The 16044-nt window shown below is 44.3% G+C and carries 3 protein-coding genes; all 3 read left to right on the top strand.

What is annotated here, in order from left to right:
• The first annotated feature begins 18 nt into the window (after positions 1–18).
• The 3 genes from P5V12_RS10310 (at position 19) to P5V12_RS10300 (ending at position 15990) form a co-directional block, all read left to right on the top strand.
• Positions 19–729 (top strand): hypothetical protein, encoded by a 711-nt coding sequence (locus tag P5V12_RS10310; RefSeq protein WP_316957271.1) that lies wholly within the window; start codon positions 19–21, stop codon positions 727–729.
• A gap of 80 nt (positions 730–809) precedes the next feature.
• A complete protein-coding gene (locus P5V12_RS10305; protein ID WP_316957270.1) occupies positions 810–1562 on the top strand; it encodes a hypothetical protein in 753 nt (250 codons plus the stop codon).
• Between the two features lie 13 nt (positions 1563–1575).
• Positions 1576–15990 (top strand): SDR family NAD(P)-dependent oxidoreductase, encoded by a 14415-nt coding sequence (locus P5V12_RS10300; protein WP_316957269.1) that lies wholly within the window; start codon positions 1576–1578, stop codon positions 15988–15990.
• Positions 15991–16044: the final 54 nt, after the last annotated feature.

Genomic DNA, 16044 nt, shown 5'->3' with positions numbered 1-16044 from the left:
CTTAATTCGGAGTGTTCTATGACCAAAATATTTAGGTTTATAAGGAAAGTTTTTGTTCCTACATTTTTGGGATTAATGCTTGTTGTGGTTGTTGCTCACAATGTATGGAAGTCTAGTGGTTCTAATGAATGGGAACTTCAGGTAGAAGAAGATGGCATTAGTGTTTATTCCCTGAAAACCCCGGGGGAAACGCTTCTCAAATTTCGTGCGGTAATGGATGTTGAAACAAGTTTATCAAGTGCTACGTTCTTACTGCGTGGTGACGAGTCAACAGCGGACGACTTTGAAGGAGAAGACTTTACAGTACATAGTCGTTATGAGAACGAAGATGTATATCTGGCATTTTATTCCGTGAAGCACATTATGCCCGAACCGATTGGCACGAAAGAAATTGTGATGATGCTGAATTATTCCCAGGATCAAGAAACGAAAGAAGTTGTGATTAATGTTCAGGCCGCACCAACATACATTCCTCCTACTGAGGGTGTTGAGCGCGTCAGGCAGCTTAATAACCGATTTCGTCTTACACCAAAAGACAATGGTGTAATTGAATGGGAAATTGTAATGGACGTCGATATGGGTATCCCTTATCCCATGTTTAATATGGCAATGACTGACGCGGTATTAAAGGATCTTAAGTTTACCCGAGAGCTGGTGAAAACGGAAAAATATCAAAATGCAAAACTGGTATCCGTTAAAAATATAGACGAATTTGTCTCTTCTCTCTAATTGTATGGTTAATGAATTCTGAAAATTGGCAAGTCAGCTTTAATCAGTAATGCCAATTTTTAGTAAGAAGGAAAAATAGTATGAATAATTCCGTTGATAAGCCCAAAAAAAGCATTCTGAAGAAAGTGTTTAATGTTTTGGGAGTGATTGTTATCGCAATTACCGTTATAGGTCTTGTTGCGCACAATATGTGGAAAAACTCCGGTACCAATGAGTGGGTGTTGGCGAGCGATAAAGACGGTATGAAAATTTATCGTTTAAAAACACCTGGTAATGTGCTTTACAAATACAAAGTGGTATTTGAAGTTGAAGCTCGGTTAAACGATGTGGTGAGTTATATCGCTTCGACCAGCACTGGGGAAGATGTTGGGGCTATTGATGTGCGTCGGATAGAAGAGGTGAACGCGAACCCGGTTTTCTACGCTTACGATACCTATAAGCTGGATATGGAAGCTTTTGGTATGGTTGAAGTCATCATTATCAATCAATACAGCCAAGATCCTGAAACAGGCATTGTCGATGCCAACGTGTTTTCTGCGCATAACCGAGAGCCAAGATCTGAATACAGAAGAATGGTTCATTTAAGTAATAACTGGACCTATAAGCCGCTGCCGAATGGTCGAGTCGAAATTACATCCATTTCCGAAATGGATATGGGCATTCCTTACCCAATTGCCAACGCTGCGCTGGTTAACGTTTTTGATGAAAAGTTCAATGAAATGAAAGACTTGTTGTTAAAGAACGATAAATACAAAAACAACACTGTTAAGTACGTCAAAGAGCTTGATGAAATTCAAAACGGAATTGAAAACGAAGAATTCGCACAAAACTAAAGTGAAATGAAAAATGTCTAAGAACATGAATCAATTTAGTACAGGTTACATTGCCGCCCCGATCTTGTCTGTTTTAGATCAACATGGTGTACTGGGATGCTTTACTAACGGTCAATATAATTCTGCCGATTCGGTTGCAGAAAAACACGATCTAAACCCACAAGCCATTTCCTTTATGCTGTGCGCACTTCAAGAGCTTGGTTTGGCTGAACAAAACCAGGCTGGAGAATTTTGTTGTTCGGCAGAGGTATTGACCTCTGAATTTGCCGAAAACTGCGTAAAGCTATATGCCGCAACGCCAGCAGATATGTTAATGGGTGAGGGCGATGAGGGATCTGGACTACTATTGATTCAGTTGTTAAATGACGTGGTCGTGTCGAGCGTGAATAATACATTGCAAGGGGACGTCGTTGTTGTATTGTTGGCGGAAGCGTGTAAAGACCTCGGTTATGAAAAACTCTTAGACATTGTTCACGCAGCGGACGCGAGTGCGAAAAAGAATATTGAAACGATATTTAATACTTTGGGTTGGTTGACAAAACGTCAACCAACGTTAACCAAATCCGCTCATAATCTATTTACATCAGAAGCCTTCTGCCAGTTAACTTCCCTCCGCGCATTTCTTTCCACGCTTGATCATTGGGTGTGTTACTTAGACGAAATTGAACAGGTAAAAAATTCGGCTAATATAAGTCACGGTGCTAATTACAGTAATAAAACTGTATCTGGGTTTATTTCTCAACTGGCCGAGAATGTGGAAAATAATACCCATCGAGAGGAATTACTTGCTACCTGGCTAAGTGTCTTTACGTCCGCCCATGCCAGAAAATTGCACAATCTGGAAGTAAAAACGGGCCATACGTTACCCGCGGTTGATGTTTCCCGAATCTGTTCGGCACAGCTCAATGAGTTGATTAAGGATGCTATTACGAGCTGGAATCAGTCTCGTATTACTGCTGAATCAATGTTTGTGCTTTCTGCTGCGAGTGGATGGTTTAATCAGACCTGCGTAACGCGATCTCCTAAGCGAGGTCAATCTTGCCAGTTTATTACCAATCAGTTTGTTAAACGGGATTATTGTGTCCGTTTCGCTAACCACAATGACTTGGACAGGTTAGTTGAGCTGGAATCTTTATGCTGGAAACATACACGTTCGTCCCGTGAAACCATTCTGGCCAGAATCACCGCTTATCCGGAAGGTCAGTTTGTCTTGGAACAGGCGGGTAAGGTGATTGGTGTTATTTACAGTCAACGTATATCCAGCGTTGAGGCATTGCTAAACAGTACCGCCGGTAACGTGCATGAATTGCACGATATAACCGGTACTACATTGCAGTTGATTGCTGTAAATGTCGACCCCGGGTTACAAAATCGTAATCTGGGCGATCAGCTACTTGAATTCATGTTGCAGCGTTGTAGTTTAGTGACGGGTGTTGATCGTGTTGTTGCGGTCACGCTCACAAAAAAATACGAAGAATCCAACTGCCCATCATATGAAAACTACATTCGCCTAAGTGGTGTAGAACAGGACCCGGTACTTGCATTTCATCAAGCGCATGGTGCGGATATTGTTACAGTCGTTGCCGACTATCGACCAGAAGACAGTGCCAATAACGGCAATGGAGTGTTGGTTTCCTACGATATTCATGGCCGTATATCTCACGCCAAAAAAATTCAAAACCTGAAGCAAGCACAAGGCGGTTCGGTTCAAGCATCTTTGGCGGATATCCATCAATTTGTTTGTCAGTCCGCAACAAAGTTATTGGAGCAACACAATGTTCAATTGAACATGGATATACCAATAATGGAAATGGGGCTTGATTCTGCTGATTTATTACAACTGCAAAAGCTGATAGAAGAACAATATCGCCATAAACTCAAAGCCGCATTTTTCTTTGAGTACGCCACTGTAAACAAAATTGTCAAATATCTTGCGGATGTACTGGGTGCAAACGAATCAAATATCAGGGCGAACTCCAAAGTAGATTCACCAACTGAAAAACACGAGAAGACCAGCACAAATAAAGATATCGCCATCGTGGGAATGGCGTGCAAGTTGCCAGGTGGGGTTGAATCGTACACACAATTATGGGAATTGTTGGCCAACGGCAAAAATGCCATCAGTGACTATCCTGATTTTCGGTCTCATTGGCCTGACAGTGAGGAAATGCCCGGTATTAATAAAGGTGGATTTATTTCCGGTGCGGAATCGTTTGACGCTGGTTTTTTCCGAATCACACCCAAAGAGGCCGTATTTACCGATCCACAACAACGTATTTTATTAGAGCTTGCCTGGCAATGTTTAGAAGACGCCGCGATCAAACCAGAAGCGTTAAAAGGCTCAAAAACAGGAGTATTTGTTGGTGCATCAAACTGCGATTACAGCCGATTAATTCAAGAAGCCGATACCGAAACCGAAGCTCACAATGCAGTGGGTAATTCACTTGCGGTTCTTGCTAATAGAATATCGTACTTTTTCGATTTTTCGGGGCCGAGCTTACTGGTGGACACGGCGTGTTCGTCGTCGTTGGTTGCCTTACACACTGCGTTACAGTCATTGAAAGCCGGCGATTGTGATGCGGCATTGGTTGCGGGCGTCAATCTTATTTGCCATCCGGATTTATCCATCGCTTACTACAAAGCTGGAATGATTGCTGAAGATGGTCAATGCAAAGTTTTTGATGAACAGGCGAATGGTTATGTCCGTGCAGAGGGCGCGGTGACGTTGTTATTAAAACCGTTAGATAAAGCGGTAAATGATGGCGATAGAATTCATGGCGTTATCAAGGGCAGTGCAGTAAATCATGGCGGTCTTGCTGGTGGTTTAACCGTGCCAAACCCGGTTAAACAAAGTGAACTTATTGTGTCTGCTTGGGAAAATGCTGGCGTTACAGCGGAGCAGATTTCGTATATTGAAGCGCATGGCACTGGGACATCATTGGGTGATCCAATTGAGGTTCAAGGAATCCAGACGGCATATTTGCTTAAGAGCGAGAATAAAAATCCACAATCTTGTGGACTGGGTTCAATAAAAACCAATTTGGGGCATTTAGAGTCAGCAGCAGGCATTACCGGATTGCTAAAAGTTGTGCTTGCAATGCAACACAGTGAATTACCTGCCTCGCTAAATTATCAGCAATTAAATCCAAAAATCAGTTTGGAATCCACGCCATTTCATATTACCAGTCAACATCAAGTGTGGAGTGAATCCCCAAAAATCGCGGGTGTGAGTAGCTTCGGATCAGGTGGAGCAAATGCACACGTTGTGCTTGAGGAATATAGTGCACGCGAATCTGTATACTTACCTTTATGTAAGGATTATTTATTTGTTCTATCGGCAAAAAACGAAGACCGATTAAAAGCCTATGCGCATAACGTAATGCACTGGCTAAACCAGCAAAATATCACAGATGAAACCTTTGCCAATGCTATTTATCAGTGGCAGCTTGGTCGAAGCGAAATGTCTAGCCGGTTAGCGATAAAAGTGGCAAGTGCTAAGGAGTTAAGTCATAAGCTGAACCAATGGTTGTCGGGTGAGACGGTAACCGGGCTCGCACAAGGCAATTCAACCGCATCATCGATAACGGGTCAGCAGTCCTTATTGGATAATATTCAATACAGTGTTGATCTCCTCAGCCCTAATTGGGAAGACATTGGCCGCTGCTGGACAAAGGGACGAGATATCGATTGGGCCTCCGCATACACTCATCTCCAACATAAACCTACGTCTATAACCTTACCGGTTTACCCGTTTGCCAAAGAGCGTTATTGGATTGAAAAACAGTCGTCTGCAAAACAATTTGTGCAGCCATCGTCGATAAGTAACACGGAAAGCAATAACGGTTTTCTGATTGCGACACCAAAATGGCAAGAGCAGGAGCTCAATCAGGGGGAGCGTAAGGTTCAATCAGTTTCGCAGCGTCATATTATTCTATGTGAATTCGCTGAAGACTTAGCACAACGTTTTAGTTCGGTTGCTTCCGATACAAAGGTTCATGCTCTGACTTACCTGAATAAGCAAAGCCTGCCGGAAGCCTATCGAAACTATGCCGCCACTGTTTTCCAAGACATTAAAACCTTATTGTTGGAAAAACGAACTGAGCCTGTTTTATGTCAGCTGGTTATAGCAAATAAACAACATGAATGGATGATTTCTGGTTTGTCGGGCATGCTAAAAACTGCATCCATTGAGCAACCGTTATTTCATGGACAAGTCATCGTAACCGATACCACCGAGCTGGAAACATTAAAACATCAATTAGATGATGAAGCGGATACACATATTCACGCTCATGTTCGATACGTGCAATCAACACGGGAAGTAATGCGCTGGCATATTGTCGAAAGCCAACCACACCATGCACCAAAATTTGAGGTTCAGAGTGCATTCCACGACAGCGGTACATATTTAATTACTGGCGGATTAGGCGGTCTTGGAGCGCTATTCGCCCGGGAAGTTCTAAGCAAAACATCAAACTCGACAGTTATCTTAACTGGCCGTTCTGACCTGGCTGGTGACAAACAAAAACTGTTTCAAGGTCTTGCTGTGCAAGCGAGAAATAAAGGCTGTCAGCTTGACTACGTGGTATTGAACTTAAACGACCGCGATCAAGTACAGGGTTGTATTAATCAAATAACAGAAAGTCATTCTTCTTTGAACGGTGTCATTCATTGTGCTGGCATGATTTCAGATAGTTATATCGTTAAGAAATCTCTGGATGATTTTCATCGCGTTTTACCGCCGAAAGTAGACGCAACGGTGTATTTGGATGAGGCGACTAAACACCTTGATCTGGATTTCTTTGCCTTATTTTCTTCGTTTACCAGTGCCTTGGGTAATTCCGGTCAAGCTGATTACACGGCGGCCAATGGTTTTATGGATCAATACGCGGAGTATCGCAATCAATTGGCGGTAATTGGCGAACGTAAAGGTCGAACGGTTGCGATCAACTGGCCACTTTGGCAAGTGGGCGGTATGTCCATGGACGAGGGAAGTTTGCAGTTGATGGCTCAGACAACGGGAATGCAACCGATGGAAACGGCGGTTGGTCTATCGGGTTTCCATCAAAGTATTTTCTCGGATGCTTCTCAAGCCCTGGTGATGCAAGGTGATTTGACTAAAATGACCGCTGCTCTTCACTCGCAAGCAGCACAACTAACTAAATCAAATTCCAACGAAATCAAATTCAATGTTGAAGCATTAGAAGACGAAACGCTTAAAAAAATGAAAGCGTTATTTGGTTCGGTTATCGGTATGTCGCCCGAAAAAATTGATGCGACGGAATCTTTTTCCCAATACGGCATTGATTCCATTTTCATCAATCAACTGAATGCCAAACTTGCTTTAATTTTTGGTGATATCTCAAAAACACTCTTTTTTGAGCACAATACTCTGGCATCACTCTCTTCGTACATGGTCGCCCAGTACGAAAGAAAATGTGCAGAATGGGTGGGTCGAGATTTAATTTCAAATACGTCTTCTCGAACTGCCGCCAGTGCGCCGTTGAAAACAAATCAGGTGTCTTCCATTCGTTCTGTTAAGCAGGCCAATGAGCCTATTGCTATTATCGGCATCAGCGGTATTTATCCCGAAGCGGGAACGCTGGATGAATTTTGGCAAAACTTAAAATCCGGCCGAAACAGTGTTGGCGAAATTCCACCAGAGCGCTGGAGCCTGGATGGCTTTTATACCGAGAGTGTTGAAGATGCGATAGAAAATGCACTCAGTTACAGCAAGTGGGGCGGATTCATCGACCAATTTGCCGATTTTGATCCACTGTTTTTTAACATATCCCCACGGGAAGCGGTAAACATGGACCCGCAGGAAAGATTGTTCCTGCAGGAATCGTGGAAGGCGATGGAGGATGCGGGTTACACCAAAGAAGACTTGAGAAAAATATACCAAAAACGTGTGGGTGTTTTTTCTGGTATAACCAAAACCGGTTTCGATTTATACAGCTCTGAAATATCCCAAAAAGACGAAGGATTTTTCCCTCGAACGTCATTTGCTTCGGTAGCGAACCGCGTTTCGTACCACTTGGATATTACTGGTCCGAGTATGCCAATCGATACGATGTGCTCTTCGTCTTTGGTTGCCATTCACGAAGCGTGTGAACATATCCGTCGTGGCGAATGCGACATTGCCTTTGCCGGCGGCGTGAATTTATATTTGCACCCGTATAGCTACACTTGGTTAAGCGCACAACAAATGCTATCGCGTGATGGTTTGTGCAAAAGTTTTGGTGCGGGCGGTAATGGATATGTACCCGGAGAAGGTGTAGGCGTTGTGTTGTTAAAGGCATTGAGTGATGCCGAACGCGATAACGATCATATTCACGGTATTATTCTTTCTTCCAATGTTAACCACGGTGGTAAAGCGAACGGCTATACCGTACCGAACCCTAATGCTCATTCGGATTTAATTCGAGGTGCAATTGACAAGGCCGGTGTTACTGCTCGAGATATCAGTTATATCGAAGCCCATGGTACGGGCACAGAATTGGGTGATCCGATTGAGTTAACCGGGTTACAAAAAGCATTTTCACAGGATTCGCAGGACAAAGGTTTCTGTAAACTGGGATCGGCAAAATCCAATATCGGCCACCTTGAATCCGCCGCCGGTATTGCAGGTGTGACCAAAGTGCTGCTGCAAATGAAGCACGAAACCATCGTACCAACGTTACATGCGGAACAAACCAATCCGAATCTGGATTTTGACAACACGGCATTTACGCTGAACAAATCGGTTTCACCATGGGGAACGGTGACAAATAATGGTAAGCGAGTACCCCGTATTGCCGGTATTTCTTCATTCGGTGCAGGCGGTACCAATGCACATATCCTGCTGCAAGAATACAAGGCTTCACAAACCGTCGTAGAAGAATCCGACGATTTATTAATTTTCCCTCTTTCCGCGAAAACGGAATCACAGTTGCATAAAAAAGCAGAGCAATTGCTTGCTTATCTTGAACAAACTCCATGCGACTTAGCGTCATTAGCCTATACCTTGCAACACGGTCGCGAGGTCATGGAAAGTCGCTTTGCTATTTTGGCCAACAGCAAAGCAGGCGTTTGCCAGCTGTTGCGTGCATATATTCAAGGCAATACCACAACCGAGGGGCTCTACCTTAATACGCGCACCGGCGACGATTCGGCATTAGCGCTTATTACAGAAGACCCGGATTTCGGCGATATATTAGACCGTTGGATTGCAAGTAAAAAATATAGCAAGCTGCTTGAGCTTTGGGTGAAAGGCCTGTATTTGGATTGGACTAAATTCGATGTGCCCGCAAATGCAAAACGTATTTCGCTACCGGCTTATCCTTTTGCAGAACAACGTTACTGGTTGGAAGAATTTACGCGCAATTCAAATAGCGGGAAAAATCATCAACGAGGTCAGTTACATGCGCTTGTGCATGAAAACACCTCTAATTTGGTCAGTCAACGTTACACTTCCTATTTAAATGGTGGTGAATTTTTCTTAAATGATCACCAAGTGAATGGCCAGAAAATATTTCCCGCTGTTGCTTATCTTGAGATGGTCAGGGCGGCAGTGACTTTCGCGTTACCGGAAGGTAATGCGGATACTGCTATTGCCATTCGTGATTGTGTTTGGTTGAAGCCGATAATCGTTAGCGAGCCAACCGAGGTTTCTGTAGTGTTGCAGGTTCGCTCGGAAACTGTTATTGACTTTACCGTTGTATCAAAAGTGGGAGATGACACCATCAGTCATTGTCACGGTTGTGTACATCTTTCACTGTCTGCGGCGCAAACAACTATTAGTGTCCATTCACTGAAAAAGCAAATGACGCAAGGTGAATTTGCTGTTCCAGATTTATACACCTTATTCGAGAATCAGGGCATTCATTATGGTCCGGCTCATAAAGCGGTCAGAGGGATTTATTGCGGCCAACAGCAGCTTTTGACAGAACTCAGTTTACCGTCAGTTATTGCCAATACCGCCGGAGATTTCGTACTTCACCCAAGTTTAATGGATTGTGCGTTGCAAACATCGCTGGCGTTAATTCATGAAAAAGCGAGTGAGGCAGGGCAACCATTATTGCCGTTTGCCCTCGACTCGCTTGACATTGTTTCTCCCTGTTGTTCATCAATGTTCGCCCATGTTCGTTTTGCCGGCGATGTGAATGCTTCACAGGCTGTGACAAAGTTTGATGTCGATTTGTATGATGAAGCGGGCAACTTGTGCGTAAGCATGAAAGGGTTCTCTTCTCGAGCCCTGGACGCTGCCAAGCAACTGGAAAACACTTCCGTGCAGGATATTTCATCGACCAACGATGACGATGAATACCAAGAGCAGTTAAACACCCTTGTGCCAGTCTGGAATTTTGTTCCTCAAAAGTTGATTGAGTCGATAAACATCGACGAAAACCAAAAAGTATTGTTGTTGGGTGAACGTGTTGAACAATTAAATTGGCTTAATGACTGTTACGCCAATGCCGAGCTTTTCAACTTACCGTTAAAGACCGACAGTGATGTTATAGCCAGCAAGTTGGCACAGGTGGATTTTGACCACCTTATATGGATGGCACCGGATATTGGCTCAGTTGCAACAGGCGCTGCGGCGAGTAAGCGACAGATTATTGAAGATCAGGAAGACGGTGTCCTTGCGGTTTTCCGTACAGTGAAAGCATTATTAAATCTGGGCTTTGCAGATAAAGTTCTGAACTGGACAATCATCACTGAGAATACGCAACAAGTAAAACCCCACGCAACAGTCACGCCAGCGCACGGCGGGCTGTTTGGTTTGGTGGGCAGTTTGGCGAAGGAATACCCCGAGTGGAATATCCGACTTCTTGATATCGATGGTTTGCACACTGTCACTGCGAAGGAGTGTATGCAACTGCCTTGGGATGAGCAGGGAAGAGGTATGGCATATCGCAGTGGCGAATGGTTTGTGCAAGGGTTGGCCAGAGCCGCAAGGTTACCTGAGTCGTTACCGGCATATCGTCAAGGTGGTGTCTATGTTGTTATCGGCGGCGCAGGTGGTATCGGCGAAGCCTGGAGCCGTTACATGATCGAACACTACCAAGCCAATATGGTTTGGATTGGTAGAAAACATATTACCGAAGATATTCAACACAAGATCGATGACCTAGCCAAATTGGGACCAGCGCCATTTTATGTTGCCGCTGATGCAACCGATTTACCGTCACTGCAACAGGCATGGACTGTCATTAGCGAAAAATATTCAAGAATCCATGGTGTTGTTCATTCCGCAATTGTGTTGCAGGATCAAAGTTTTGTGCAAATGGAAGAGCAGCGATTTAAAGCCAGCTTGGCGGCAAAAGTCGATGTGTCGATTAATATGGATGAAGTATTTGGGCAGTGTGATCTGGATTTCATGTTGTTCTTTTCTTCATTAATTTCATTTACTCGTGCGCCCGGTCAATCAAATTATTCCGCCGGTTGTACATTCAAGGATAGCTTTGCTCAATACTTGAATACGCAATACCGCTACCCCGTAAAAATAATGAATTGGGGCTTTTGGGGCAGTGTGGGGATTGTGACCGACGATTTTTATAATAAGCGTTTTGAACAACTCGGTGTTGGTTCGATCGAAACCGACGAGGCGATGGAATCACTGAAGGTATTGATCAGTTCAGATATCCCCCAAGTTGCCTTGATGAAAACACTCAAGGATTACGCCCTTGATGAAGTCAGTCAACGGGAAACAGTCGATTATTTACCATTACTGCAGTCAGCAGCCTTAACGGAATACGGGCCGTCTTTATCAGATGTGCCGGTATTGAAAACGCCGTTGTTCAAGTTAGAAGAAAATATACTTTCTCCAGCCATATTGACGTTGTCAACGGAGATTCTTGCGGCAAGTTTAATTTCCATTGACGTCATTGATAATGATGTAATTACTGGATCGGCTTCACCGAAAGCAAATGTGTTAACCAACTTATATAGCCGCTGGTTAGATTCTTCGGTGGCCTATTTGCAACAGCAGTTTGCCAATAGTCGTGATCTGGTTGCCGGCCAGGTTCGGGATTTACCTGACCTTTGGCAACAATGGGACAACCAGAAAACCACTTGGTTAGCTAACCCCAATCTTCAGGCACAAGTGAATTTAATGGAGGTGTGCTTAAAAGCACTGCCGAATATTCTGACCGGTAAACAGAAAGCAACGGATGTTATGTTTCCAGATTCTTCGGTGAAACTGGTTGAAGGTATATATAAAAACAACGCCTTGGCTGATTTCTACAATGATGTATTAGGCCAAAGCCTGGTGGCGTGCATTGAGAAAAAATTATCCAGCGGCAAGCCCGCGCCGATTCGGATATTGGAAATTGGTGCGGGAACCGGTGGCACTACGGCAAAACTCCTTCCTTTACTGCAACAATACGCCAATGTGATTGACGAGTACTGCTACACGGATTTATCCAAAGCATTTCTTATTCATGCGGAAGAGCATTATCAACCGGAATTTCCGGCACTCACGACCGCGATCTTTGATGCTTCCAAACCATTGGAAACACAAAGTATTGATATGAACCGGTATGACTTTGTTATTTCAACCAATTGCCTGCACGCCACGCCCAATATTCGCGAAACCTTGCGAAATGCTAAAGCAGCATTAAAAACCGAAGGTGTTCTACTGCTTAATGAAATGAGTATATGGACGCTGTTTAATCATCTTACATTTGGTCTGCTTGATGGCTGGTGGCTATATGAAGATGAAACGGTACGACTAAACGGCAGCCCAGGTTTGAGCCCTAAAGGTTGGCAATCCATTTTGTTGGACGAAGGCTTTAATGCCGTTTTCTTCCCCGCTGCAGCGATGCACAATTTAGGGCAGATGGTGGTTGTTTCTGACAGCGACGGTGTTGTAAGACAAAAAATGCCTGAGGTAAATAACACATCGTCAACAAACGTTGTAGAAACCATTCAACAGAAAAATGACGTTGTTACTCGTTCTGTGGCAACGGTTAGCCGTGACAACGACCTTAGCTTTAAAGAAAGAACAATTCATTATTTAAAAGAAAGCGTTGCCAAAGCGCTACGTATGAAAGCTTCACAAGTGGCCGCCAATACGCCACTGTCAGACTACGGGTTAGATTCCATTTTGGTGGTGCAGCTCACCAGTGGTTTACGTAAAGTTTTTTCCGGTATTACCAGTACGCTGTTCTTCGAGGTTCAAGATGTTAATGGTCTGGCGGATCATCTGATCGAAAACAACCACGAAGAATTAGTCAGCCTGTTAGGTGAGGAAACCGTTGAGCCGAAGCAGTCTGAGCTGTCAGCAGCGGTTTCTCAACACAGCGAGCAAAATGTTCATCCAAATCTTGTTGTTGATTCAACACGTTTTTATAACTCGGGCTTGGTGACACAAAATACCGCGTTAAATACCATGGATGTGGCGATTGTTGGTTTAAGCGGCCGTTATCCACAATCTCCCGATTTAGATGCTTTCTGGAAGAATATTGCTGAAGGCGTAAACTGCATTTCCGAAGTGCCAGCAGAACGTTGGGATTGGCAAAAGCATTACGACGAAGAAAAAGGCAAGGCGGGTAAGAGCTATACCAAGTGGGGTGGTTTCCTTGCCGACATCGATAAATTTGACCCCTTATTTTTCCGCGTATCGCCGAAAGAAGCCAAAGCCATGGACCCTCAGGAACGATTGTTCCTGCAAGCCTGTTACCACGCAATTGAAGACGCAGGTTATACGCCAAATAGTTTGGGTGCTAACGATAAAATTGGTGTTTTTGTCGGGGTGATGAACTCGCGCTACAACACACAACCGTTGCATTATTCGGTTGCCAATAGAATTTCGTATTTATTTAATTATCAAGGTCCATCGATGGCGATCGATACGGCCTGTTCAGCATCATTGACAGCCATTCATGTGGCTTTGGATAGTCTCTACAGTGGTTTAAGCGAATGTGCTATTGCTGGTGGGGTGAATTTAATTATCGACCCGGTTCACTATCAAGAATTAAGTGCGCTCACCATGTTGTCCTCCGATAATCAGTGTAAATCCTTTGGTGTGGGTGCGGATGGCTTTGTTGATGCGGAAGGTGTGGGCGCGGTGGTATTGAAACCGTTAGCCAAAGCTGAACAAGACGGCGACCACATCTATGGTGTGATTAAAGGCAGTGCCATTAATGCCGGTGGGAAAACCAACGGTTATACGGTGCCAAATCCTGTGGCTCAAGCCAATGTCATCGCCAAAGCTCTGGAAAGAGCGAATTTAACGGCGGACCATATTAGTTATATTGAAGCACATGGAACGGGCACCTCATTGGGCGATCCAATCGAAGTGTCTGGTTTAAGTCGTGCATTTAAACAGACGACTTCGGCAAAACAGTTTTGTGCCATTGGTTCCATTAAATCCAATATCGGGCATTGTGAATCTGCCGCAGGCATTGCAGCGCTGACCAAAGTGTTATTGCAGATGAAGTACAAGAAGCTAGTGCCGAGTCTTCATGCCGAAGTGACTAACCCGGAAATCGATTTCTACCAAACGCCATTCAAAGTTCAGAAAAGTCTGGAAAATTGGCAGAAGCCAAAATTAAAACTCAACGGCAAGCAGCAGGAAATTCCCCGTATTGCCGGTATTTCCTCCTTTGGTGCAGGTGGTGCGAATGCGCACTTGATTGTGCAAGAGTACGAGGTGCAGTTAAGTCGGCAACCGCAAAAACATGCACCTGGATTAGTCTTGTTATCTGGCCGCACAGATGAACAGCTTCAGGAAAAAATTTCCGATTTACTTCGTTACCTGGAAACAACAGACAGTAGCGTATTGGATATTCAAGACATAACTTATACGCTGCAAGTTGGTCGAGAACCGCAACAGGAAAGGATTGCATTTATTGTTCGTTCAATCGAAGAACTTAAAACTAAATTACATGCCCTTGCGGCGGGTAATTCTGTTGCCAATGCCTTTGTCGGGAAAGTAAAGCGTTCTGCTGAAATCTGGTTGTCAAAGCAAGAATCTGAAACACTTATTCGCCAGTATATCGACACCGAACGTCAACTTAATGCGTTGGCTGAGGCCTGGTCGCAAGGTAAACAAATTAATTGGAACCTGTTATATTCCAATAACAAACCTCAACGAGTCAGTTTGCCAGTATATCCGTTTGCGAAAGAACGTTACTGGGCGGAAAGATCGGATATTGCCAACACCTCCGTTGCAGGTGGCAAATTCCATCCTCTGTTACATCAAAATGCATCAGATATTTCACAGCAATGCTACCGGTCGCAGTTTCCCGATCATGATCCGCTTGTTAATAGCTGTCGTTATCAGGGCGAAGCTGTTCTTCCGGTTGCTATGTACCTGGATATGGCGAGCGCCGCTGCACAATTCGCGTTACCGAATATTCATAGCAATGGTGTTGAGCTGCGAAATATCGCCTTGGGTGAATTACTTAACGGCGGAATGAAAACTGCGCTTGAAACGACCGTTTTTGCGACGGGAAATAATCGTTACGTGGTTGAAATTAGTAGCGGTCATTCAACAGAAGGAATTATTCATTATCAAGCTGATGTGATAGTTGGCGAAGAATATGCGCCGACGCGTATTAACTTACACGACATCAAAATGCGCATGAACAAAAACACCCTAAATGCTCAACAGCATTATGTGTTATTGCAAAATAGCGGCGCAGTTTATGAAACGGCATTCCAATCGGTAAAAGAAGTGCTTATTGGTGATAATGAGCTTCTGGTTGAATTAGCTGTTGGCCATGCCAACGTGACGGATAGTGAATTTAGTCAACTGATTGATGGCGCATTCCAAAGTGTCAGCCATCTTGTAGCTGGCTCGTTATCGCCATCCTTGCCGTTATCGGTTAACCGGTTTATTCGTTATTCTGATGTAAGTCGTCCTTTATTTGCCTGGGTTAAACGCGAACCGATTACTGGTTTTATTACTATTCGCCTTACCACTGCGCAAGGCGACGTGTGTATGGATGTGGAAGGCTTGCGTTACGAGTCTGCGCAAGTGGCGACAACAGTTTATACACCCGAACCGATTATGCGTTCACCCGAACAGGTATCGAATAAAAACCGGTCGACGGCGGTGGTGGCCAAGCCTATCGCTAGTTCAATTGCTAAACCGACAATATCGCTGACAATAGCTGGCGCGTCGCAACAAAAACAATCTGTTGCAAAACCAAGTATTGCATTGGCGTCGCCAGCGTTACACTCCGACGATACGAACACCAGTAGTCATAACCGTGAGAAAAAAGTTTCGCTCAATACTATTTCGTCCAAGCCGGCGATTAGTTTGAATTCTCCGGGTACAGGTGCAGATCCAAATAGCGCAAATAAAAATGGTGCAAGCCAAACCGTACCTACTGCCAAGCCGACCATTTCGCTTGCACAAAGCAATACCACTTCGGCAGTGAAGAGCAACACACCGCCCAAACGTAACACCATTGTGTTAGAACCAGCCGGCGAATAAACCACAACGTTTACTCACTTCCATTCAGACAGTTTGACCTGGCGCAGGGGACCC

This window comes from Teredinibacter sp. KSP-S5-2 (genome assembly GCF_032773895.1).
Lineage (GTDB): Bacteria > Pseudomonadota > Gammaproteobacteria > Pseudomonadales > Cellvibrionaceae.
This window is presented reverse-complemented; position numbering and strand designations above follow the sequence as displayed.